24 protein-coding genes and 1 riboswitch are annotated in these 19982 nt (G+C 59.8%); of the genes, 8 read left to right on the top strand and 16 right to left on the bottom strand.

Annotation, left to right across the window (positions count from 1 at the left end; translation table 11 throughout):
- Window positions 1–3 precede the first annotated feature (3 nt).
- From AC07VR_RS10485 to dauA, 11 genes are all read right to left on the bottom strand, one after another.
- Complete coding sequence (locus AC07VR_RS10485) at window positions 4–726, bottom strand: amino acid ABC transporter ATP-binding protein (RefSeq protein ID WP_494991803.1); 723 nt, start codon at window positions 724–726, stop codon at window positions 4–6.
- Window positions 719–1369 (bottom strand): amino acid ABC transporter permease, encoded by a 651-nt coding sequence (locus tag AC07VR_RS10480; protein ID WP_494991804.1) that lies wholly within the window; start codon window positions 1367–1369, stop codon window positions 719–721. The genes AC07VR_RS10485 and AC07VR_RS10480 overlap by 8 nt, the downstream gene beginning before the upstream one ends.
- Before the next feature lie 10 nt (window positions 1370–1379).
- Window positions 1380–2045 (bottom strand): amino acid ABC transporter permease, encoded by a 666-nt coding sequence (locus tag AC07VR_RS10475; RefSeq protein ID WP_494991805.1) that lies wholly within the window; start codon window positions 2043–2045, stop codon window positions 1380–1382.
- 196 nt (window positions 2046–2241) lie between these two features.
- Window positions 2242–3060, bottom strand: coding sequence for an ABC transporter substrate-binding protein (locus AC07VR_RS10470; RefSeq protein ID WP_495011193.1), 819 nt, complete (start codon window positions 3058–3060; stop codon window positions 2242–2244).
- 282 nt (window positions 3061–3342) lie between these two features.
- Window positions 3343–4089: a helix-turn-helix domain-containing protein gene (locus tag AC07VR_RS10465; protein ID WP_494991807.1), complete on the bottom strand. Its 747-nt coding sequence runs from the start codon at window positions 4087–4089 to the stop codon at window positions 3343–3345.
- Window positions 4090–4117: 28 nt separating this feature from the next.
- The gene (locus AC07VR_RS10460) at window positions 4118–5395 is read right to left on the bottom strand and encodes an FAD-dependent oxidoreductase (RefSeq protein ID WP_495011192.1); all 1278 of its coding nucleotides are present in this window, start codon (window positions 5393–5395) and stop codon (window positions 4118–4120) included.
- Window positions 5392–5628, bottom strand: coding sequence for a (2Fe-2S)-binding protein (locus tag AC07VR_RS10455; RefSeq protein WP_495011229.1), 237 nt, complete (start codon window positions 5626–5628; stop codon window positions 5392–5394). The genes AC07VR_RS10460 and AC07VR_RS10455 overlap by 4 nt, the downstream gene beginning before the upstream one ends.
- 11 nt (window positions 5629–5639) lie before the next feature.
- Complete coding sequence (locus tag AC07VR_RS10450) at window positions 5640–6755, bottom strand: NAD(P)/FAD-dependent oxidoreductase (RefSeq protein ID WP_495011191.1); 1116 nt, start codon at window positions 6753–6755, stop codon at window positions 5640–5642.
- Entirely contained in the window at window positions 6752–7687 is a 936-nt protein-coding gene (locus AC07VR_RS10445; protein ID WP_495011190.1) for a 4-hydroxyproline epimerase, read from the bottom strand. The genes AC07VR_RS10450 and AC07VR_RS10445 overlap by 4 nt, the downstream gene beginning before the upstream one ends.
- Before the next feature lie 106 nt (window positions 7688–7793).
- Window positions 7794–8474, bottom strand: a complete 681-nt coding sequence (locus AC07VR_RS10440) for a GntR family transcriptional regulator (protein WP_494992136.1) — start codon at window positions 8472–8474, stop codon at window positions 7794–7796.
- A gap of 58 nt (window positions 8475–8532) precedes the next feature.
- Entirely contained in the window at window positions 8533–10263 is a 1731-nt protein-coding gene (gene dauA, locus AC07VR_RS10435; RefSeq protein ID WP_495011189.1) for a C4-dicarboxylic acid transporter DauA, read from the bottom strand.
- A gap of 145 nt (window positions 10264–10408) precedes the next feature.
- Between dauA and AC07VR_RS10430 the strand changes: the two genes are divergently transcribed.
- Together AC07VR_RS10430 and AC07VR_RS10425 are read left to right on the top strand one after the other, a co-directional pair.
- Window positions 10409–10903, top strand: a complete 495-nt coding sequence (locus AC07VR_RS10430) for a hypothetical protein (RefSeq protein WP_495011188.1) — start codon at window positions 10409–10411, stop codon at window positions 10901–10903.
- A 63-nt stretch (window positions 10904–10966) separates the two neighbouring features.
- On the top strand, window positions 10967–11254 hold the full coding sequence (locus AC07VR_RS10425) for a PA4642 family protein (RefSeq protein WP_494991813.1): 288 nt from the start codon (window positions 10967–10969) through the stop codon (window positions 11252–11254).
- Between the two features lie 108 nt (window positions 11255–11362).
- On the opposite strand, the gene mqo is transcribed toward AC07VR_RS10425, so the two are convergent.
- On the bottom strand, window positions 11363–12871 hold the full coding sequence (mqo, locus tag AC07VR_RS10420) for a malate dehydrogenase (quinone) (protein ID WP_495011187.1): 1509 nt from the start codon (window positions 12869–12871) through the stop codon (window positions 11363–11365).
- 743 nt (window positions 12872–13614) lie between these two features.
- Window positions 13615–13863 (bottom strand): hypothetical protein, encoded by a 249-nt coding sequence (locus AC07VR_RS10415; protein ID WP_495011228.1) that lies wholly within the window; start codon window positions 13861–13863, stop codon window positions 13615–13617.
- A 169-nt stretch (window positions 13864–14032) separates the two neighbouring features.
- On the opposite strand from AC07VR_RS10415, the gene AC07VR_RS10410 reads away from it, so the two are divergent.
- Window positions 14033–14617, top strand: a complete 585-nt coding sequence (locus AC07VR_RS10410) for a YajG family lipoprotein (RefSeq protein WP_494991815.1) — start codon at window positions 14033–14035, stop codon at window positions 14615–14617.
- 79 nt (window positions 14618–14696) lie between these two features.
- Here the strand turns inward: AC07VR_RS10410 and AC07VR_RS10405 are convergent, their stop codons facing one another.
- Window positions 14697–14903: a hypothetical protein gene (locus tag AC07VR_RS10405; protein WP_494991816.1), complete on the bottom strand. Its 207-nt coding sequence runs from the start codon at window positions 14901–14903 to the stop codon at window positions 14697–14699.
- Between the two features lie 194 nt (window positions 14904–15097).
- Between AC07VR_RS10405 and AC07VR_RS10400 the strand changes: the two genes are divergently transcribed.
- Window positions 15098–15385, top strand: a complete 288-nt coding sequence (locus AC07VR_RS10400) for a hypothetical protein (protein WP_494991817.1) — start codon at window positions 15098–15100, stop codon at window positions 15383–15385.
- Window positions 15386–15599: 214 nt separating this feature from the next.
- On the opposite strand, the gene AC07VR_RS10395 is transcribed toward AC07VR_RS10400, so the two are convergent.
- Window positions 15600–16766 carry a 1-acyl-sn-glycerol-3-phosphate acyltransferase gene (locus AC07VR_RS10395; protein ID WP_494991818.1) on the bottom strand — a complete coding sequence of 389 codons (1167 nt, stop codon included), beginning with the start codon at window positions 16764–16766 and terminating at the stop codon, window positions 15600–15602.
- A 138-nt stretch (window positions 16767–16904) separates the two neighbouring features.
- Here AC07VR_RS10395 and AC07VR_RS10390 point away from each other — a divergent pair, with 138 nt between their 5' ends.
- The 4 genes from AC07VR_RS10390 (at window position 16905) to AC07VR_RS10375 (ending at window position 19091) form a co-directional block, all read left to right on the top strand.
- Window positions 16905–17087: a CPXCG motif-containing cysteine-rich protein gene (locus AC07VR_RS10390; protein ID WP_489072338.1), complete on the top strand. Its 183-nt coding sequence runs from the start codon at window positions 16905–16907 to the stop codon at window positions 17085–17087.
- A gap of 13 nt (window positions 17088–17100) precedes the next feature.
- The gene (locus tag AC07VR_RS10385) at window positions 17101–17361 is read left to right on the top strand and encodes a putative signal transducing protein (RefSeq protein ID WP_494991819.1); all 261 of its coding nucleotides are present in this window, start codon (window positions 17101–17103) and stop codon (window positions 17359–17361) included.
- A 36-nt stretch (window positions 17362–17397) separates the two neighbouring features.
- On the top strand, window positions 17398–18018 hold the full coding sequence (locus tag AC07VR_RS10380) for an SOS response-associated peptidase (protein ID WP_495011186.1): 621 nt from the start codon (window positions 17398–17400) through the stop codon (window positions 18016–18018).
- 254 nt (window positions 18019–18272) lie between these two features.
- Complete coding sequence (locus tag AC07VR_RS10375; protein WP_495011185.1) at window positions 18273–19091, top strand: M48 family metallopeptidase; 819 nt, start codon at window positions 18273–18275, stop codon at window positions 19089–19091.
- Between the two features lie 49 nt (window positions 19092–19140).
- Here AC07VR_RS10375 and AC07VR_RS10370 read toward each other — a convergent pair whose 3' ends face one another.
- Window positions 19141–19725: a TMEM165/GDT1 family protein gene (locus AC07VR_RS10370; protein WP_495011184.1), complete on the bottom strand. Its 585-nt coding sequence runs from the start codon at window positions 19723–19725 to the stop codon at window positions 19141–19143.
- A gap of 88 nt (window positions 19726–19813) precedes the next feature.
- A riboswitch (yybP-ykoY riboswitch) is annotated at window positions 19814–19936 on the bottom strand.
- Window positions 19937–19982 lie beyond the last annotated feature (46 nt).

The following is a 19982-nucleotide window of genomic DNA, read 5'->3' as shown; positions in this document are numbered from 1 at the left end:
GGGTTACACGACCGATTTGAGAAAGTCGGCGGTTTCCGGCCGTTGCGGCTGGCCGATCACCTGGTCTGGCGGGCCGATCTCATGGATCTTGCCGTTGCGGAAAAATGCCACGCGGTCCGAGACGTCCCGGGCGAAGCGAATCTCGTGGGTCACCAGCACCATGGTCATGCCTTCCTCGGCCAGCAGGCGCATGGTGTCCAGCACCTCGCCCACCAGTTGCGGGTCGAGGGCCGAGGTGGCTTCGTCGAAGAGCATGTAGTCCGGCGACATGGCCAGCGCCCGGGCAATCGCCATGCGTTGTTGCTGGCCGCCGGAGAGCTTGCTCGGGAAGACCTTGAGCTTGTCGCCGAGCCCGACGTGGGTGAGCTGGCGCACGGCGATCTCTTCGGCTTCCTGACGGCTTTTACCGAGGACTTTGCGCGGTGCGAGCATGACGTTTTCCATGACCGTCAGGTGCGGGAAGGCGTTCCATTGCTGGAAGACGATGCCGATCTTCTGGCGCAATTTGTTCAGATCGGTTCCGGTGGCATGCACCGGTGTGCCGTCGACGCGGATCTGTCCACCCTGAATCGCTTCCAGGCCGTTGATGCACATCAGCAGGGTCGATTTACCCGATCCCGAGCCGCCGATGATCGACACCACTTCGCCTTTGTTCACCGTCAGGTCGACACCCTTGACCACTGCCAGATTGCCAAAGGACTTATGGACGTTCTCGATCTCAATCATTTTCCTGCCACCTCTGTTCGAGCCGCGCACCCAGACGGGCGATCACCAGGCTCATGACGTAGTAGATAAGGCCGGCCAGGGCAAGCACGAACAGCGGCTCCTGTAGCCGGGTGACAATGGTTTGCGAGGCACGCAACAGTTCGACGATGCCGATCCAGAGCACCAGCGAGGTGTCTTTCATGACTGCCAGGGTGAGGTTGATCCAGCCGGGAAACGCCACTCGGGTCGCCATCGGCAGGACGATGTGCAGCAAGTCCTGGGTGTGGCTCATGCCCAGCGAGCGCGCGGCACGGCGGGTGGTCGACGGCACCGAAAGCACGCCGCCACGGACGATCTCCGCGCAGTAGGCGGTGGCGTAGGTGCCGAGGATTACGCAGGCTACGCTGAAGGCGCTCCAGTTCAGGCCGATGATGGACTTGAACGAGTTGAGCAGAACGAACTGGATCAGCAACGGCACGCTGCGAAACACATCCAGCACCCACGCCAGCGGCAGGCTCAGACGTGGTAACAGAGCACGAAACAAGCCGCAAACAACCCCCAGCAGTGTGCCGATAAACATTGCCCAGAAGGTCAGCAGCAGGGTGGTGCCAGCACCTTGCAGCAGGTACTGAACATCGCCCCAGGTCAAACTCGATGTGTACATGGTGGGCTCCTCAGTACCGGAACAAACGCCAGGCCAGCAGGCGGGCGATCAGCACCACCAGTTTGGCCAGGACGAAGTAGAGAACGGCGGCGATGGCGAAGAACTCGAACGTGCGGAACGTCTTCACGTTCAACGCCTGGGTGACCCCGGTGAGGTCGCTGGTCAGACCGACCACCACCCCGAGCGAGGTCATCAGCAGCGCCCAGACCATTTGATTGGTCAGCGGGTAAAACACCACGCGCAACAGCTGCGGCAGTACCACCAGGCGATAGGCTTGCGGTGCACTCATGCCCAGCGAGCGAGCAGAGCGCAGTTGGGTGTCGGGCACCGCGTTGAGGCCACCGCGAAAGGTTTCCGCCAGGTAGCCGGCGTTGTTGAAGGTGATACCGATCAGCAGCGCCAGCCACGAGCCCATATGAATGCCAAAGGCACCGAGGCCGAAATACAGGACGTAGACCTGGAACAGCGCCGGGGTATTGCGCGCTACGGATACCCAGCTGGCGGCAATCGCCCGAAACAGACGTCGGTGGGACTGCTGGCCGAGGGCGAGAAACATCGCGATCAGGGTGCCGCCGAGCATCGACAGCACGGCGATTTCCAGGGTGATCCGGGCGCCGTCGAGCATGTCCGGCAGCGCCTGAAAGGCCGCACGCCAATGGAAGGTGTAGTCGAACATCAAAGGAGTTCCTTGGGTTTCAACTGGTTTGGGCGTTGTCAGTTAAAGAAATGAGGTCCCTATGTAGGAGCGAGCTTGCTCGCGATGGGCGTTAACGATGACGCGTATTCTCTGAATCGACGCGCCGCCCATGAGTCCATCGCGAGCAAGCTCGCTCCTACACGAGGACAAACCCAATCCCACAGGTATTCGGTGCTTAGCGATACACCCCATTCGCCGTCAGCTCCGGCGCGGTCCCGCCGACCCACTGGGCGAACAACGCCTGATAGCGACCGGAGCGCACTTGATGGTTCACAAACAGGTTGAGGTAGTTGAGCAGACCGTACTCGCTGCGCTTGGCGCCCAGGGACACGTAGTCGATGTCATAGGGTGCGGTGCCCGCGACGCTGAGGCTTTTGTACTTGCCGGACTTGATCAGTGATGAGGCGACGGTGGAGGTCACGGTGGTGGCATCAATCTGCCCCTGGCTCAAGGCAAGTACGGCATCAGCCAACGATTGATAGGCATGGAAGGCGCCTTTGCCGTTGGCCCATTTCTTCACGTCGTTTTCCAGTGAGATCGCTTCGAACGTACCGGCCGGGCCGCCGACCGAGCGGCCCTTGAGGTCGTCGTAGGTTTTGATCCCGGCATCGGTGCGGGTTAGCACCACCATCTGGAAGGCGAAGTAGGGAATGGTCATGCCTACGGTTTTGGCGCGCTCCAGGGTGTCGGAGGTCGATGCCACGATCACATCGGCGCGGCCCGAAACCAGCGCTGGAATGCGGTCAGGGAAAGGCGTTTCGACGATCTCGGCTTTAACCCCGAGGGTTTTTGCCAAGTCATTGCAGTAGTCGACGTCGAACCCGGCCGGAGTGTTCTTCTCATCGCGGAACCCCATCGGCGGGAAGTCGAGCGTGACGGCGCAGCGCAGGCTGCCGGACTCAATGATGTCATCGAGTTTGTCGGCCTGGGCCTGGCCAATGAACGCAGTGCTCAGAACGGCGGTGAAGAGGACGGCGGATGCAGGGTTTTTCATAAGGGGCCTCGTTGTCGGATGGTGTCGAGCAGTGGGCAGTTCTTATCAAATTGGTATTTAGAATTTCGTATACGATATTTGATATGCACTGCGTGTGCCAAAAACACAGCGAAAACCCGGGACTGAATCCCGGTTTGGCTACGAAGCCCGAAACAGACGGCAAGAGAGAAAGAAAGGGATTACCGGGCCCGGTCAGGCAATCGGTGAGTGGACTGGGTGATGTGGCTACTCATGTCACAAAAGGGAGCAGGTTTGATCGGGGTGCTTCGTAACGGGTAACAGTCAACGATGGCTGTCGCGGTATTGGGTCGGGGAAAGGCCGGTGAGTGCCTTGAACTGACGGCTGAAAGCGCTGTGGTCGGTGTAACCACATCGCAGAGCAATCTCGGTGATCGGCAGGTCGCCCGACAGTAACTGTGAGGCGGCGCCCAGCCGGGCCTTGTGGATCATCTGCCGGGGCGTCAACTGGAAGATGCGTTTGCAGTGCCGCTCCAGTTGCGCCACGGAAAACCCGGTGAGGGCGGTCAGATCGCTCAGCGCGATATTTTGCGCGTAGTGCTCGCGGATATGCCCGTCGACGGCGGCGAGTTTTTGATAGGCCGGATGATTGGACTGTGGCGCCAGCAGGTCATAGGAAATCCCCGCCATACCGATGATGATGCCTTGGGCATTGTGCAGCGCCAGCTTGTGGGTCAGGCACCAACCGGGCTCGCGGCCGGGGTATAGATGCAGTTCAAGCTGATCACTGAGTGGGCTACCGTCGTTCAGCACCCGGCGATCCTGTTCGGTGTAATGCGGGCCAAAGCGTGAGGGGAATACCTGCTCGGCCGTCTTGCCGAGCAACTCGCGGCCATCCCTGACACCGCAGCGCTGGGCCAGGGTTTGATTGATCAGCATGTAGCGCGCGGCGGTATCCTTGATGAAGAACACCACGCCGGGCATGGCGTCGAGCAGGGGCGCGATCAATTGCAGACTGCCCAGTAACTCGGGCAGATCTCGCGGGGAGGGCAACGACAGGGGGAACGTCATCAAGCAGCGGCCCTGGTGATGGAGGGCCTTACTCTACGGCGAGCGGATCCGGCTTGGGAAGCTCGGTGCTGTCGGCGAGTTGCAGCAAAGTGTCGATCCGCGTCGGAGAAAATGGCGGACGTGGCGCAGGTGTCGGCCAGTCGAACAGAAAACTCGTTGCCGCACCGCAGATCCGTCCCTGGCAGGCGCCCATGCCGCAACGGCTTTGGAGTTTGGCCTGGTTCCAGCCCGTGCAATCCTTGAGGGTGGAAAACGCTACGTCTTCACAACGACAAATCAGGGTGTCGGGTTCGGTCAGGTGCTTGAGCTCATCGCTCAAGGCGAAGGCACTGTTCAATTGATCGGCAAAAGACTGCCAGCGTTGACGCTGAGGCCAAAGGGCGCTGGCCTTTCGGGTTTCGCCGATTGCGTTCAAACCGGCGATGGTACCTTCCACCAACGCCAGTTCACTGCCGCCGAACCCGGTGCATTCACCGGCGGCAAAGTGATCGATCAGGCTGGTGGTCTGGGTGGCGTCAACGGCAATGGCCTGGTTCTTCAAGTCACAGCCCAGCGCTTGAGCGAGCTGGGTGTTGGGGATCAGGCCGAAGCCGCAGGCCAATCGTTCGCAAGGGATTTCCAGCACCCGACCATTACGTTTCAGCCTGACGGCTTCAACGTGTTCGTCGCCAAGGGCGGCCAGCACATGGCTTGCGCAATGGTAATGGCGATCAAACAGCCGAGCGGCTTGCAGCAGTTTGCCTGGCCACTTCGGCAGATGCCGGGCGAACCCGGCGACGGCGCGCAATGGCGCTTGCTCGGTGATCTGCAGCACCCGGGCGCCGGCTTTTTTTGCGGTGGCGGCGCTGGCCAGTAACAGCGGACCGCTGCCGCCAATCACCAGACGTTCGCCTGCCACCGGCATCCCGCCCTTGATCAAGGCTTGCAGGCCACCGGCCCCGGTGACACCGGGCAAGGTCCAGCCGGGAAACGGCAGCAACAATTCGCGGGCGCCGGTGCAGAGAATCAGTTTCCGGTAATGAATTCGCCAGCCGTGTTCGGGGCCTTCCAGCAACAGTTGCTTAGGGCCGGCAAGCGCTACCACTCGTGTCGAGTTGAACACCTGCACATTGCTCGCTGCGGCCAGTGCCTGGCGATGGCGCCGTGCATTGACCGGTAATTGCGCTTTCAGCCCATCGCGCCAAATCTGCCCGCCGGGTGCCGGGTTGTCGTCGATGATGACAATGTGTGCGCCACTGGGGGCGGCCGCTAACGCAGCAGCCATGCCGGCCGGTCCGGCGCCGATGATCAGCAGATCAACCTTCATGCCCGGGTCTCCACGCACATACCGTTGCGGCACACTGTCTGGCAGGCGAGGCGGCGCTGGCCGTCGATCATCACCCGACACTCCTGGCATACACCCATCCCGCAAAACGGCGCGCGGCGTTGGCCGCTGACCGACGTCCGACTGTTGCCATCGCCACCGAGATAAAGCGCGGCAGCGACAGTGCTGCCTACGTCGACCGTAACCGCCCGGCCGTCGAGCCTTAGTTCAATCATGAGGGGTTCAATCATGCGCGTAGCCCTTGTGCTGTGGATAAGAACCGCCCCGGCAGATACGGTGCCGGGTCGATAGCCGCGACGCTTTTGCACAGCTGCGCCGCCAGCACGTGCGCGCTGCCGGGGGCGGTGGTGACGCCCAGACCTTCATGGCCGACCGCCAGCCACAAGCCCGGCTGTTGCGGGTGTTCGCCGAGCAAGGGCAGGCCATCGGGCGTCGCTGCGCGCAGGCCGGTCCAGCTGCGGATGGCGTTCATCCCGCCCAGCTCCGGCAGATAGTCGAGGGCACGGCGCAACATACGCGCCAGCACAGCGCCTTCGACCTGCAGATCGGTGGTATCGAACTGACGGGAGGAGCCGAGGAAAATCTGTCCGGTGGGCCGCGGTTGAGCGTTGAACGCAACCGAAGTGCCCTCGCTGGCGTGGGCACTGGTGACATATCCCAGTTCCACCAGTTGATGGTGGATCTTGCCGGGATAACGGTCAGTGATCAGTAGGTGGCCCTTCTTGGGGCGGATCGGCAGTTCCGGGCAGAGGTCGGTGGCCTGAATCCCGTTGGCCAGTACCACGGCTTCGGCGCGCAGGCGTTCGCCGGTGGTCAAGCGCAGCTGATTGCCACAGACCTCGGCGACTTCTGCCGTGCGACGTGTGAGGCGTTTTGCTCCTTGTGTCAGCAACCATTGCGCCGCATTGGGTGCGTAAAGAATGCTGTCACCGCTGACTTTCAGCGCGCCACTCAAGCCCGGGCGCAACATCGGCTCGGCGTTGTACAGCGCTCGGCTATCGAGCATCCGGCAGGCGATACCTTGAGCGCTGAGGGTCTGATGCTTGATCTCGGCGGCGGCCAACTCCTGCTCATTGGCCGCCAGCCACAGGGTGCCGCAATTGCTGTAGGCGCAACCGTCGTCCAGCCGCGGCGCCCATTGGCGCCACAGGTCAATGGAGTAGCGGCTCAGGGCCAGCTCCGCCGGATTGTCATCCATCGCCACCAGATGGCCCATGCCGACCGCCGTGGCGCCGCCGCGCTGGCTGTCGAGCACCAGCACGTCGAGGCCGCGTTGTGCCAGTTCATGGGCACAGGCGCTGCCGACAATACCGGCGCCGATGACGATGACGTCGGCATTCATGGACGAATGCCCCAGGCGAACGGATCGTCCTCTTCCAGCAACAAGTGGTTCTCACCGCTCATGTGGGCGCGGCCGCGAATGGTCGGGATGATGCGCTGCTCATCGAGTCGCTCATAGCTGGCTTCGAACTGGCTGCCGATGACGCTGGCCTGGCGCCAGACTTCGCCCGGCTGTAACTTGCCGTCCGCCGCCAGGCAGGCCAGTTTGGCGCTGGTACCGGTGCCGCAGGGTGAGCGGTCGTAGGCTTTGCCGGGGCAAAGGACAAAGTTGCGGCTATCGGCCTGCGGGTCGTCGGCGAACAGCTCGATATGATCGATCTCGCCCCCGTCCTCACCCCGAATACCCTGGTTTTCCAGGGCCTCGCGGACCAACCGACTGTAGGCGGTGAGGGCGTCGAGATTGTCACTGGCGATGCGTTGGCCATGCTCGGCGATCAGGAAGAACCAGTTGCCGCCCCAGGCGATGTCACCACTGACCGCGCCATAGCCCGGCAGGCTCAGCTTCACGGCTTTGCGATAACGGTAGGCCGGAACATTGCGCACGCTGACCGAGCGGTCCTCGTGCAAGGTCGCCTCGACCGTGCCGACCGGGGTTTCGATCCGGTGCATTCCGGGCTCAATGCGTTTGAGATACGCCAGTGACGCCACCAGGCCGATGGTGCCGTGGCCACACATGCCGAGGTAACCGCTGTTGTTGAAAAAGATCACCCCGGCGCAGGCGCTCGGGTCCTGGGGCTCGCAGAGCAGGGCGCCGACCAGCACGTCACTGCCACGCGGCTCCAGTACCGTAGCAGCGCGCCAGTCATCGTATCGCTCAGCCAGGCGTTGTTTGCGTTCGGCCATGGAGCCGTTGCCGAGTTCCGGGAAACCGGCGATCACCAGGCGGGTCGGTTCACCGCCGGTGTGGGAGTCGAGGACATGGATGCGTTTCACGAGAGGCGCCACCTTGCACAGGAAATGTCTGTGCAAGACTGGCCTTTGAGGCGGCTTGCGGCTTGAGGGATTTACTCGGTGAGGATGACGAAATCAGCACAGTGAGTCAGGTCCGCGCAGGTGCATTCGGCAGATGTTCATAGAGCGTGCGGCAGACGCCGATGATGTGTTGTTCGATCAGTTCGGCAGCCTTGTCGGCGTCGCCGGCACGGCAGGCCGCGAGAATGTCGCGGTGCTCATGGTCGGCGCGCTCCTTGCCTTCGGAGAGACTCATCTGCATACGCAGGTAGCGCTCGACCTTGTCGTGAATCGAACGAATCAGGTTGATCAGAAAGGGTCGTTGCGCGGGTTCGTACAAACAGGCATGCAAGGCCCAGTTCAATTCGGCCCAGCGACCGATGTTATTTTCATCGATGAACTCGGCACAGATGCTTTCGGCGCGGGCGAAAGTGGCTTCGGTCATGTTCGGTACGGCCAGGCGAATAGCCTGGACCTCCAGCAGCACCCGGACTTCAAAGATCTGCGCCAGCTCAGGCTCGGAAATCTTCGTCACCACCGCACCCTTGTTGCGCTGGAACTGCACCAGGCCTTCAGCCTCAAGGCGTTTGAGCGCTTCGCGCACGGGAATTTTGCTGACGTTGAACAGGCGCGCGATATCGTCCTGCCGGATCGGCTCGTCTTCGGCGAAGTGCCCGCCGATGATCGCTTCACGTAAGTGTTTGGCGATGACTTCCGAGGCGGAAGGCGCAATGCCAAGGTTGGGCGCATTGAAGCTCGGTAAAGGCAATTGAGTGAGTCCCGGCAGGCGTGGACGAATATTGTATACGAACACCGCAGGGCTCGACTCAGCGAATCAGTGCATCCTGCGCCAGCCATTGCTCGCTTTTACGCCTGGCTTGTTCAAGGGTTTGCACATAGACCAACTGACGTTGCTCTCGGTGAATCCCGGCACGGCGCAGCTTCAGACGGACACGTGGGTGGGTTGCCACCAGAATCAGGCCGATGCCATCGGCGCGGTAATCCTTGAGAATAGTGTCGAAGACTGACAGTGCGGTCATGTCCAGCATGGGGACAGCGCTCATTTCGACGATCACGACTTTGACTTCCGGGCTGAATTTGCGCAGTACGCTGAAGGCCTTTTCGGCGGCGCCAAAGAACAGCGGGCCACGTATTGCATAGCAGCGAACGTGCTCGGGCAAGTTGAGCAGTGCCTGATGGAAGTCTCGGGGAAGTTCGGCGGTATCGGTCAGCTCGCTCATGCGCTTGATGAACAGCCCTGCCGCCAGCAGCAGGCCAACAGCCACGGCCAGCACCATATCGAACATTACCGTCAGGCTCAGGCAAGTCAGCAGTACCAGCACGTCGCTGCGCGGTGCGATGCGCAGCGTATGAATGACGTGCCTGGCTTCGCTCATGTTCCACGCTACCATCATCAACAGTGCCGCCAATGCTGCCATCGGCAGATAACTGAACAAGGGCGCGAACACCAGAATCGCGGCCAATACAACGCCGCTGTGAATGATGGCGGCAAGGGGTGAAAAGGCTCCGGCGCGCACATTGGTCGCCGTACGGGCAATAGCGGCGGTGGCGGTAATACCGCCGAACAGCGGTGCAATCAAATTGCCCAGGCCCTGGCCAAGCAGTTCGGCATTGGGGTCGTGTTTACTGCCGGTCATACCATCTGCCACAACGGCGCAGAGCAACGACTCAATTGCACCGAGCATGGCGATGGCAAACGCCGGGGCCATCAGTTGGCGGATCAAATCATAGGACAGCGGCAGCGACTGGCCATCGGCCCCAGGCAAGTTCCAGGGCCAGTCAAAATCTGGCAGGAACGGCGGAATGCCAGCATGGTTGACGCCGTCGATCAGATAACTGAAGCGTTCGCCAAGGGTGGCCACTGGCAGGCCATTTTTTTCCAGCAACACGCCCAGCAATGCGCCGACGGCCAGGGCAACCAGATGCCCGGGGATCTTTGGGACTACCCGTGGCCAGGCAATCAGAATGGCCAGGCAAGTGACGCCAGTCAGCCCGTCTCCAAGGTGCGCGCTGGGTAATGCCGCAAGCAGCGCACCAAGCTGTTCTACGTAGTGTTGCGGGTGGCTGGAGAGGCTAAGCCCCAGAAAGTCTTTCAATTGCAATGTGGCAATGACAATACCGATCCCTGCGGTGAACCCCAGTGTGACCGGATAGGGGATGTACTGAATCAGGTGTCCGGCGCGAATAAGGCCGAGGGTGATCAGAATTACGCCGGCTAGCATTGTGCAAAGCAACAAGCCGCCAAGCCCGTATTGTTGGGTGATGGGCAGCAGTATCACCACGAAAGCCGCTGTCGGGCCGCAAACGTTGAAGCGGGAACCACCGGTCAGCGCAATCAGCGGCGCCGCAACAAGCACCGTATACAAACCTTGCTGAGGTGCCACGCCGACGGCAATCGCTAACGCCATGGCCAGCGGAATGGCGATGATACCTACCGTCACCCCTGCGCTGAGGTCTCCGCGCAGGGCTTTGAAGGAGTAATTTGCGCGCCAGGTTTGGCGCCAGGCTGCAAATAACGGTGGAAAGGAGAACGCCATAGGTGCTCCGCGAGAAATGGGCTTCACCGCCAGTCGGTTGCTTGCAGTGTATGCGCGGATCGTCAAGTCAGCGTATTGATCCAGGTCGGTGGCGGGTGTGATCAGGCCTCGTGTAGAGTGTCTGGCCCCGTGTTCGGAACCTTATATGAGCCTTTTGATTCGCAAGGTGGTCACTTGTGTGCTGCTACTTGGCCTGCCACTGGCAGCTGCTCAGGTGTTGAGTGCGCCGATGCACGCGCAGTTCCTGCCGCCAGACGATCTGACCCTGCGTGACGCTCAGCCTGAGCAACAGCAACTGCTGCAAGTTACCGATTACTCGGTGGTGGTCGGCAGTCAGCGCCAGTCCAGTCAGCAGCCGATTCCGGTGACGTCACCGTTATTGATCCGCTTGAAGGGCAAACCGCTGAACAAGGGCGCGGCTATCAATCAGGTTCTGGTCAATTTCGATGGCGAAAGCAAAAGCCTGAAAAAGCCGGTATTCGACGACAAGACCAAGACCCTTACCCTGTATTACCCGCTGGTCCAATACCGCGCAGTGCTCGATCTGCTGCGCAACGACACGGTCTATTGCCAGTTCCTGAGCTATGCCAACGGGCATGTCTGGGCTGACTTGCACACCGGGGCCGTACGCGCGCGTTGAGCGCGAGGGCTGGCGAGGGGTAAACTGCCCGCCCCGTGAAAAGTCCGCGAGCTGGAGTCGGCAATGCGTAAAGATAAGAAACAGGTGATTGGTGACGAGATCGGCGATGCGCAGATCAAATTGTTCCTCGATTTTGAACCGGTCGACGCGACTTCACCGTCCTTGCACAAACTGATCAAGGCCTACCGTGGCCTGCGTATCGACGATTTCGAGCGCTTCCTGGTGTTCTTCATCGAAGCCGGTTTTGATCTGGATGGCAAAGACGAGCACGGCAAGGATTTCGTCGCGCTGATCCAGGATCAGCGTAACGCCGCCGACTACATCGAACTGATCCAGAAAGCTCGCGTGTAGGAGCCAGGCTTGCTCGCGAAGCAGGCGGCTCGACACTTCGGTATTGCCGGTGACAAAAAAACGCCCCGTTCTTGAAGAAGAGCGGGGCGTTTTTTGTGGGCGAAGACTTTAAGCGTAGCTTTCGGTCTCGCTGCTTTGTTCAACCAGTTCCAGGCTGAGGTTGTTCTGCGCGTTGATCTTGCGATACAGCGCAGCGTCGGTTTCCAGTACCTTTTCACGGGCCGGGAAGATTTCCTTGAGCTTGGCTGCCCATTCGCCTTTGGTCTTGCTCGGGAAGCAACGTTCGATCAGCTCAAGCATGATCGAAACGGTGACCGACGCACCAGGTGAGGCACCGAGCAGAGCGGCCAGTGAGCCGTCCTTGGCTGCGACCAGTTCGGTACCGAACTGCAGAACGCCGCCTTTCTTCGGGTCTTTCTTGATGATCTGCACGCGCTGACCGGCCACTTCCAGGCGCCAGTCTTCAGCCTTGGCTTCGGGGTAGAAGCGACGCAGCGAATCCAGACGTTGTTCCATCGACTGCATCACTTCGCTGACCAGATACCTGGTCAGGTCCATGTTGCTTTTGGCCACAGCCAGCATCGGGCCGATGTTGCCGACGCGAACCGACATCGGCAGGTCCATGAACGAACCGTGCTTGAGGAACTTGGTGGTGAACCCGGCGTAAGGTCCGAACAGCAGGGACTTATTGCCATCCACTACGCGGGTATCCAGGTGCGGCACGGACATCGGTGGCGAACCTACCGCTGCCTGGCTGTAGACCTTGGCCTGGTGATGTTTGACCACTTCCGGGTTGTCGCAACGCAGCCATTGGCCACTGATCGGGAAACCGCCGAAACCTTTGCTTTCTTCGATGCCCGAAGCCTGCAACAACGGCAATGCCGCGCCGCCAGCACCGAGGAAGACGAATTTGGCGTCGACATCACGGGAGTTGCCAGTATTCACGTCCTTGATGCTGACGGTCCAGCCGCCGTTGTTACGCTTGAGGCCGGTGACACGCTTGCAGTACTTGACCTGGGCATCGGCTGCGCTGGTCAGGTGCTTGAGCAATTGGTTGGTCAGGGCGCCGAAGTTGACGTCGGTGCCGTTCATCACGCGGGTTGCGGCAACGACTTCGTCAGCCGGACGACCAGGCATCATCAATGGCATCCACTCAGCCATTTTCGCCTTGTCTTCGGTGTATTCCATGTCCGCGAAAGCGTGATGCTTGTGCATCTTTTCGAAGCGTTTTTTCAGGAACGAAACGCCACTGTCACCCTGCACGAAGCTCAGGTGCGGCACCGGGCTGATGAAGGTTTTTGACGAGCCGAACGTGCTTTTACTGGTCAGATAAGACCAAAATTGCTTCGACACCTCGAACTGGGTGTTGATATGCACGGCTTTTTTGACATCGACGGTGCCGTCGGCGGCCTGAGGGGTGTAGTTCAGCTCACACAGCCCGGCGTGGCCGGTACCGGCGTTGTTCCATGGGTTGGAACTCTCCGCTGCACCCGAATCCATCAACTCGACGACTTCCAGCTTGATCGCGGGGTCGAGTTCTTTGAGCAGTACGGCGAGGGTGGCACTCATGATGCCCGCCCCAACCAATACTACGTCGACTGCTTCGTTATGCGCCATTAACGCGTCTCCAAAATCTGCAGCACCAAATTGACGGCATAGCTGCCAGGAGTTACGGGGCATGCTTCAAATAGAGCCCCAGGTCACCCATGGCCAGGATCGCCATGTCCGAATCTTCGCAATTTTTTGCAACTTCGACGGACGCTACCAACCGGGCCTGAGGTTCATATGAACTCACTTCAGTGCGCCGGAGGCAATTCGACTTATGGTCAAGGCGTCCGTTTGTGCAACCAAATCCGTAGCGGACAGGCTTCAGTCTCCAGTTCTAGAGGAGTGCTCGGTCCTGTGTGGTTGGGCTGTTGTAGACGCTAATAGTGCATTTTCAGACGCAAAGCTTTTCATTTGCTCGCCACACTCTTGTGAAGTTGTGAAAACCCGTTTTTTCACGCTCTTTTGAAGACGTGAACCTCAAAAAAGGGCTGCCTCAGCCTGGCACCGAGCCCGAGGAGTAAATGCCGACATGCAATACATGACAGGCAAAACGGGCAAACAACTCAGTGACCGAGCGCAATGGCAGCTCTGGCAGATTCGCGAAAAGTGGTGGATTGCAGGGTAAACAGCAAGCGCCGCCAGCTTCACTCGATCTGTGTGGGCGGCTCTCTGTGGGCGGTGCGGGGAGCTAATGCAAGTGCATTAGCGATGCTGCGAGGCCCGATCAGGAGACGTCCTTATAATCGGGGGGAGATTGTAGCGAAGAAACGTGGAGAAATGGTCCTGTTAAATGACTTTTATTAGCCGTTCGGTCAGGTGGTCAACACCTGTTGTAGCCGTGAGCGAGGAGTGCGCGGGCTGATACAGGCGCTGGCGGGTAGTGGTTGATGCAGCCAGTTGAGGCGAATTTCTTCGATTTCAACCCAATCATCACCCATTGGCGGCAGGCTGCAGTGCTTGAAAGTCTGGCAGCACCCATCGCAGTCGAGCAGAGCGAAATAGCGGTATTGGCGTCTTGGGGTGAACAGTGACCAAAGGAATTGCTTGGCAACGTACCTGATGTCTTACTGCTTTGAAGCTTGCCAGTCTTGCATGACGTTGATGTTACGGGGGGGGCCGCCAGGCATAACTTTGCAGATCTCTTCAGCAAGTGTTCAGGGTCGCTGGTTTGCTACGCGTGCCCACCGCTATACTGCGGGTCTGTGTGTGCCTGATTCTGGAGAGATGAGCATGTTGCAACGCCTGTTGTTCGGTTTGATCACTGTGACCAGTTTGACGCTGGTTGGCTGCGCCAACAGCCCGCAACAACTCAGCCCGCAACCGAAACTCACGACCCAGCTCGCACCTGTGGGTCAGGGGCAGCCGGTGGTGGTGAAAGTGGTTGACGGTCGTGCGTCGCAAACCCTGGGGACACGCGGCGGTCTGTACCCTGAAACCAGCGCCATCACCGTTGCCAGTGCCGACATCGTGCCTAAACTGCAAGCCCAGGCCGAAGCCGCCGTGCGTCTGCTGGGGTTCACCCCGAACCCGAACGCCCTGAATGCTCCGCAGTTGATCGTGACCCTGACCGAACTCAAGTATCAGTCGCCTAAAGAAGGCATGTATGTAACCGAAGCGACTATCGGTGCGATCTTCCGCTCCGATGTGTCGAACGCCAACCGTCGCTATAGCGGCCGTTATGGTTCATCTCTGGATCAGCGTTTCGGTATGGCACCGAACCAGGAAACCAACACCAAGCTGGTCAGTGACGTCCTGAGCGATGCCCTGACTCGAGTGTTCAAGGACCCGACCGTCGGCCAGATGCTGAGCCAGTAAAGCTCATCCAGGCGATATGCCCGCTACGAAAAAGCCCGGTTTCATCACTGAAACCGGGCTTTTTCATGGCTGTATGAATTCAGGCTGCTTCGACATAAAAGTCGAGAATGCTCACGCCGGTCAGCAGGTCGGTTTCCGGCAGGTCGGCATGCTGATGGCCGCCCAGGGCGCAATACACCAGCCAATGGCGGTCCTGGACGTTGAAGGCCAGGCTGCCGACCAGCGCTTGTTGCTCATCGCTGGGGGAGATCAAATAAAGGCGATCCTGGTTTTCTGCGTGCAGCATGACAAGCTCCGTGTCGGTATCGAGGGGCAACAGACTGGCTTGTTTAGATGACGAACCTGTGACGACATAAGTTAATCAGGCAATGGTTTGTTATTTGTCGGAAAAGGGCGGGCATGTGTCAGGGCTTCCGGTAGAATCCGCGCCGCGGGTGCTTGTTCGACGGCCCCTAAGGCATGTTTTACTCGAGGTTCATGATGTCGCTGCAACTGATTTGGTCCATGTTCAACGCCCACCCCGCCAAACTGATCAATGTCCTTGCCCTGCTGTTTGCCTGCCCAGGCGCCTGGCTGCTGCATGCGACCCGTCGCCGTGAACAACGCACGCTGGCCAGTCTGGAAGCGCAAAGCCAGAACCGCAGGCTCGACCAACCGGTGTTGCTGCCAGACGTTGCAACCTTGCGCATGAACCGTTTTTTCTACCGCTTCGGCTTCGCCTGCCTGGCGTTGGCGCTGCTGGTATCGTGGGTCAGCACCCGGATCTAAGGGCCGGCTAAGCCCTGTAGCAGTTGCCGAAGGCTACGTTCGGCTGCGCAGCAGTCGTGAAACCAGCAAACTCATTCTTCCTGATCAGGCGCGCTTTGCCATATTGCGACTGCTGCGCAGTCGAACGTAGCCTGGCGGCAACTGCTACGTTGGCCGCCCGCTCCAGAAAAAACAACGGCGCCCGAGGGCGCCGTTGTCGTATTCAGCAAAAGCCTTACAGCAGCAAACCCGCCTTGACCCGATACTGATTGCGTACCGGCGTTGCGTATTGCAGCACCAGAAACGGACGGTGCTCCGCCGGGCAGGCGTCCAGGCGGCGTTGCCATTCCTCCTGGGCCACGGCCAACTCCTCGGCCGGGAACACATCGGCTGCGGCCGGCACCTGCAATTGCGGGTCGGCGTCGCTCCATTGCGCGTAAGCGAGGTAGTGAACCGGGAACAAGCGATAGCCGCCGAGAATCTGCCGGTCCATTTCGATCGCCAGTTGCTTGGTGTCTTCGAAGAGCTCGGTGATCGGTGCGGCAAAATTCACATGCACGCGACCTTTGTAGCCGGTGATACCTTTGGCGATGCTGGCATCGTCCTCGCCCGGCACCTTGCTGTAAGAACCAGTGGTGGTGCGGATGTACAGTTCGCGGGCCTTGGCCTGGTCGCACGGGTCGTATTCGTAGCTGATCGACACAGGGGTCAGGTTCAGCGAACGGATGACCTCGGCGAACGGCTCGTCCTTGCGGCTCATGTGGAACATTTTGAGGATCGCCGACTCGGTGCGGTCATCCCCGTCCTTGGCGCGGCCTTCGGCCTGGGCGATCCAGATCGATTGGCAATCGTTGAGGATCGAATGGTTGATGTAGGCCGAAAGTAGCTGGTAGGCGGCCATCTTCTCGCGTCGGCCGTTGATCGAACGGTGCACGATAAAGCTCTTGTTCAGGCGCATCAGGTCGCTGACAAAGGGCTTTTGCAGCAGGTTATCGCCAATGGCGATGCGCGGTGTCGGCAGGCCGGCGTGGTAGATCGCGTAGTTGACGAAAGCCGGGTCCATGACGATGTCCCGGTGGTTGGCCAGGAACAGGTAAGCACTGCCGGACTTGAACTGCTCGACGCCAGTGTAGGTCACACCGTCGGTCGCACGCTCGATCGTGTGGTCGACATAAAACTCGACCTTGTCCTGCAAGGTGGCCACCGAAGTGATCCCGGCGAACTCACGGCGCAGCTGATGAGCTATAAGTGGTTTGAGCAACCAGCCGAGCAAGCCGGCAAAGCGCGGGAAGCGAAAGTGGGTGAGGATATCTAGAAGCGCCTTGTCACCGAGCAGTCGTGCCAGCACCGCTGGGACTTCGCTGTCGTCGTAAGGTCGGATGGTATCGAATTCGCCCATCATGCTCTCTTGTTGGAAACGGCTAGGGTAAGTAAAGGAATTGATCGAAACTGGCGGGGCACGGTTTGAAAATCAAGCTCTAACAAAAATGGCCCTGCAAATAGACCGGCGATTATACGCACAAGTCACTTGGAGACCGCGATGCTGGAAACTGCGCACTACGACTGCCCTTATTGCGGTGAAACGGTTGAGGCGGTTCTCGATCTTTCCGGGGGCGATCAGCAGTACATTGAGGATTGTCCGGTGTGCTGCCGGCCGATTGTTTTCACGCTGCAAACCGACGGTCAGGAATGGATGCTCGACGTTCACACTGAGAACGAGTGAAGGGTGAGCCTGTATGCAGCGAGTCTACGAACCGGAAAACCTGATGGAGGGCGAGTTGCTTCAGGGCATGCTGGCCAGCGAAGGCGTGGAATCCCATTTGGTGGGGCGGGATCTGCTGGGCGGTGCCGGTGAGCTGCCGGTGTTCGGTCTGCTGGGGTTGTCGGTGGATAACGATCAGGCGCAATACGCACGAGAACTGATCGCCGCGTACAATGCCGCACAGCCGCTGTCGGGCGATGAGCCGGAAAGCTTCCCTGGCGTTCTGGTCTGTTAGGCTGACGTTTGTTTTGTCCTGGAGTCGTGTTGCCCCATGTGTGGACGTTATGCCCTGTTTCGCTGGAACCCCGCTTTCGCGGCCTTGCCAGGATTCCCTGCGGATCAGCAGGCGCAATGGAATATTTCGCCCAACGATTCGGTGCTGATCCTGCGTGCGACCGACGGTCAGCGTGATCTGGCCCGCGCCCGTTGGGGCCTGACACCGCCGTGGTTAACCGATATGTCGCGTACTCCGGCCCATGCTCGAGCCGAAACCCTGGCCGAGCAGCCGATGTTTCGCGAAGCGTTTCGTTTACGCCGCTGCCTGTTGCCGGCCAATGGTTTCTACGAGTGGCGCGGGACCAGCCGCAAGCGCCCGTACTGGCTGACACCGGGGGAGGGCTCGGCACTGTACTTCGCGGCTATCTGGGAGGCTTATCCGGTGCAGGAGCAGGTCTGGTTGAGCACTGCGGTGGTCACTCAGGCCGCTTCGAGTCAGCGCCGCCCGCTGATTCTCGATGCCGCGGGCCAGGAAGCCTGGCTGAACCCCGAAACGCCACTGCACACCTTGCAGGCTTTATTAGCCAGCGAGCCGGCGCCTTTGCGCGAGCGGGTGCTGGCCAACCTGGTGAATGATCCGAAGCTCAATGCACCGGAGTGTTTGACGCCGGGTTGATTCAGCTTCAGACCGTGGTGCATTGATCGTTCCCACGCTCCGCGTGGGAATGCCGGCATGGACGCTCTGCGTCCGCTTCTGACGCTGTGACGCAGAGCGTCACGGGATGCATTCCCACGCAGAGCGTGGGAACGATCAGAAGCACGAGTGGGAGCAGAGATGTATCTGAAATGTACGTGTTACACGTCCGTTGTATCTGGCGCCGATACATTTCACCGCCTAGGATACGCGCCATGTTTTCAGGGAGCGTATTGATGAATAAGTCATTGGTTTTGTGTGCGCTGAGCGCGGCTCTGCTGCTCAGCGGTTGCGAGTCTGTCAACACCACCAACGGCGGCGCGGTGGGCGTTGAGCGCAAGCAGTACATGTTCAGCATGCTGTCGACCGACGAGGTCAACCAGATGTATGCGCAGTCCTACCAGAAGACGGTGGGGGAGGCGACCACGAAGGGAGTGCTGGACAAGACCAGTACCGAGGCCAAACGAGTCCGGGCTATTGCCGATCGACTGATCGCCCAGGCGCCGGTTTTTCGTCCGGATTCGGCCCAGTGGCAGTGGGAAGTCAACCTGATCAGGAGTGACGAACTCAACGCCAACTGTGGTCCTGGCGGCAAGATCATTTTCTACAGCGGGCTGATCGACAGCCTGAAACTCACCGACGATGAAATCGCTGCGGTCATGGGCCATGAAATTGCCCACGCTCTGCGCGAGCATGGCCGTGAGGCGATGTCCAAGGCCTATGGCATTGAAATGGCGAAGCAGGGTGCCGGGGCGCTACTCGGTCTGGGACAGGACAGCCTGGCCCTGGCGGACACCGTGGCCAATTACGGCATGACCTTGCCCAACAGCCGAAACAATGAAAACGAAGCGGATCTGATTGGCCTGGAACTGGCCGCCCGCGCCGGTTTTGACCCGAATGCAGCGATCACTCTGTGGAATAAAATGAGCAAGGCGTCGGAAGGTTCGCCGCCTGAATTCATGAGTACCCACCCGTCTTCCAGCAGCCGGATGGCTTCGTTGCAGGCGGCGATTCCGAAGGTCATGCCGCTTTACCTGAAGGCCAGGAAGCCCTGAGTCAATGATCGTTCCCACGCTCCCGCGTGGGAACGATCGGTGTATGTAATCAGACCCACCCGCTCATTTGCATCGCCTTGTACACCGCGACAATGGCAAGGATGAAGAACGCGGTGGCCGCCAGACGACGGATCAGGGTCAGGGGCAGTTTGTCTGCCGCGAAGTTACCCGCCAGCACCACCGGTACGTTGGCAATCAACATGCCGAGGGTGGTGCCGATGATCACCAGCCACAGTTCAGGGTATTGAGCGGCGAGCATCACCGTGGCGATTTGGGTTTTGTCGCCGATTTCTGCGAGGAAGAACGCTATCAACGTAGTCAGGAACGGCCCGAATTTTCGGGCAGTGCTGGCTTCGTCGTCATCCATTTTGTCTGGCACCAGGGTCCACAGCGCCGTTGCGGTAAAGCTCGCGGCGAGGATCCAGTGCAGGGTGGCGTCCGAGAAGAAGCTCCCGAACCAGGCGCCGACCGCACCGGCTGCGGCATGGTTGGCCAGGGTCGCCGCAACGATACCGGCGATGATTGGCCAGGGTTTGCGGAAGCGCGCGGCGAGAATCAGGGCAAGCAGCTGCGTCTTGTCGCCGATTTCGGCCAAGGCAACGATTGCGGTAGGAACGAGTAGAGAATCCAGCATCAGGTATTTCCTAAGGGGCGGGTCGACACGGCTATGACACGTACAGCCTTCCCGCCCCGGGTAAGGTGTTCGTGTCATAGGTCTTGTCAAACCCTGCGGTCCGTCTGTGCGGACTCTGGGTCGCATACGCCATGGTCTGAGGACCAAGTATGTTGACGTATGCCGGACGAGCATGGCGCTCGTGGGAGACTACTCCCCTAGGACGGAGCGGATTCTGCCTAGGCAAAATCCATTCGGCAAGCCTTCTTTTCTAAAAG

The sequence above is a fragment of the Pseudomonas sp. GW821-FHT02H09 genome (assembly GCF_059421425.1).
Note: the sequence above shows the minus strand (reverse complement) of the source record. Positions and strands in the feature narration are given on the sequence as shown.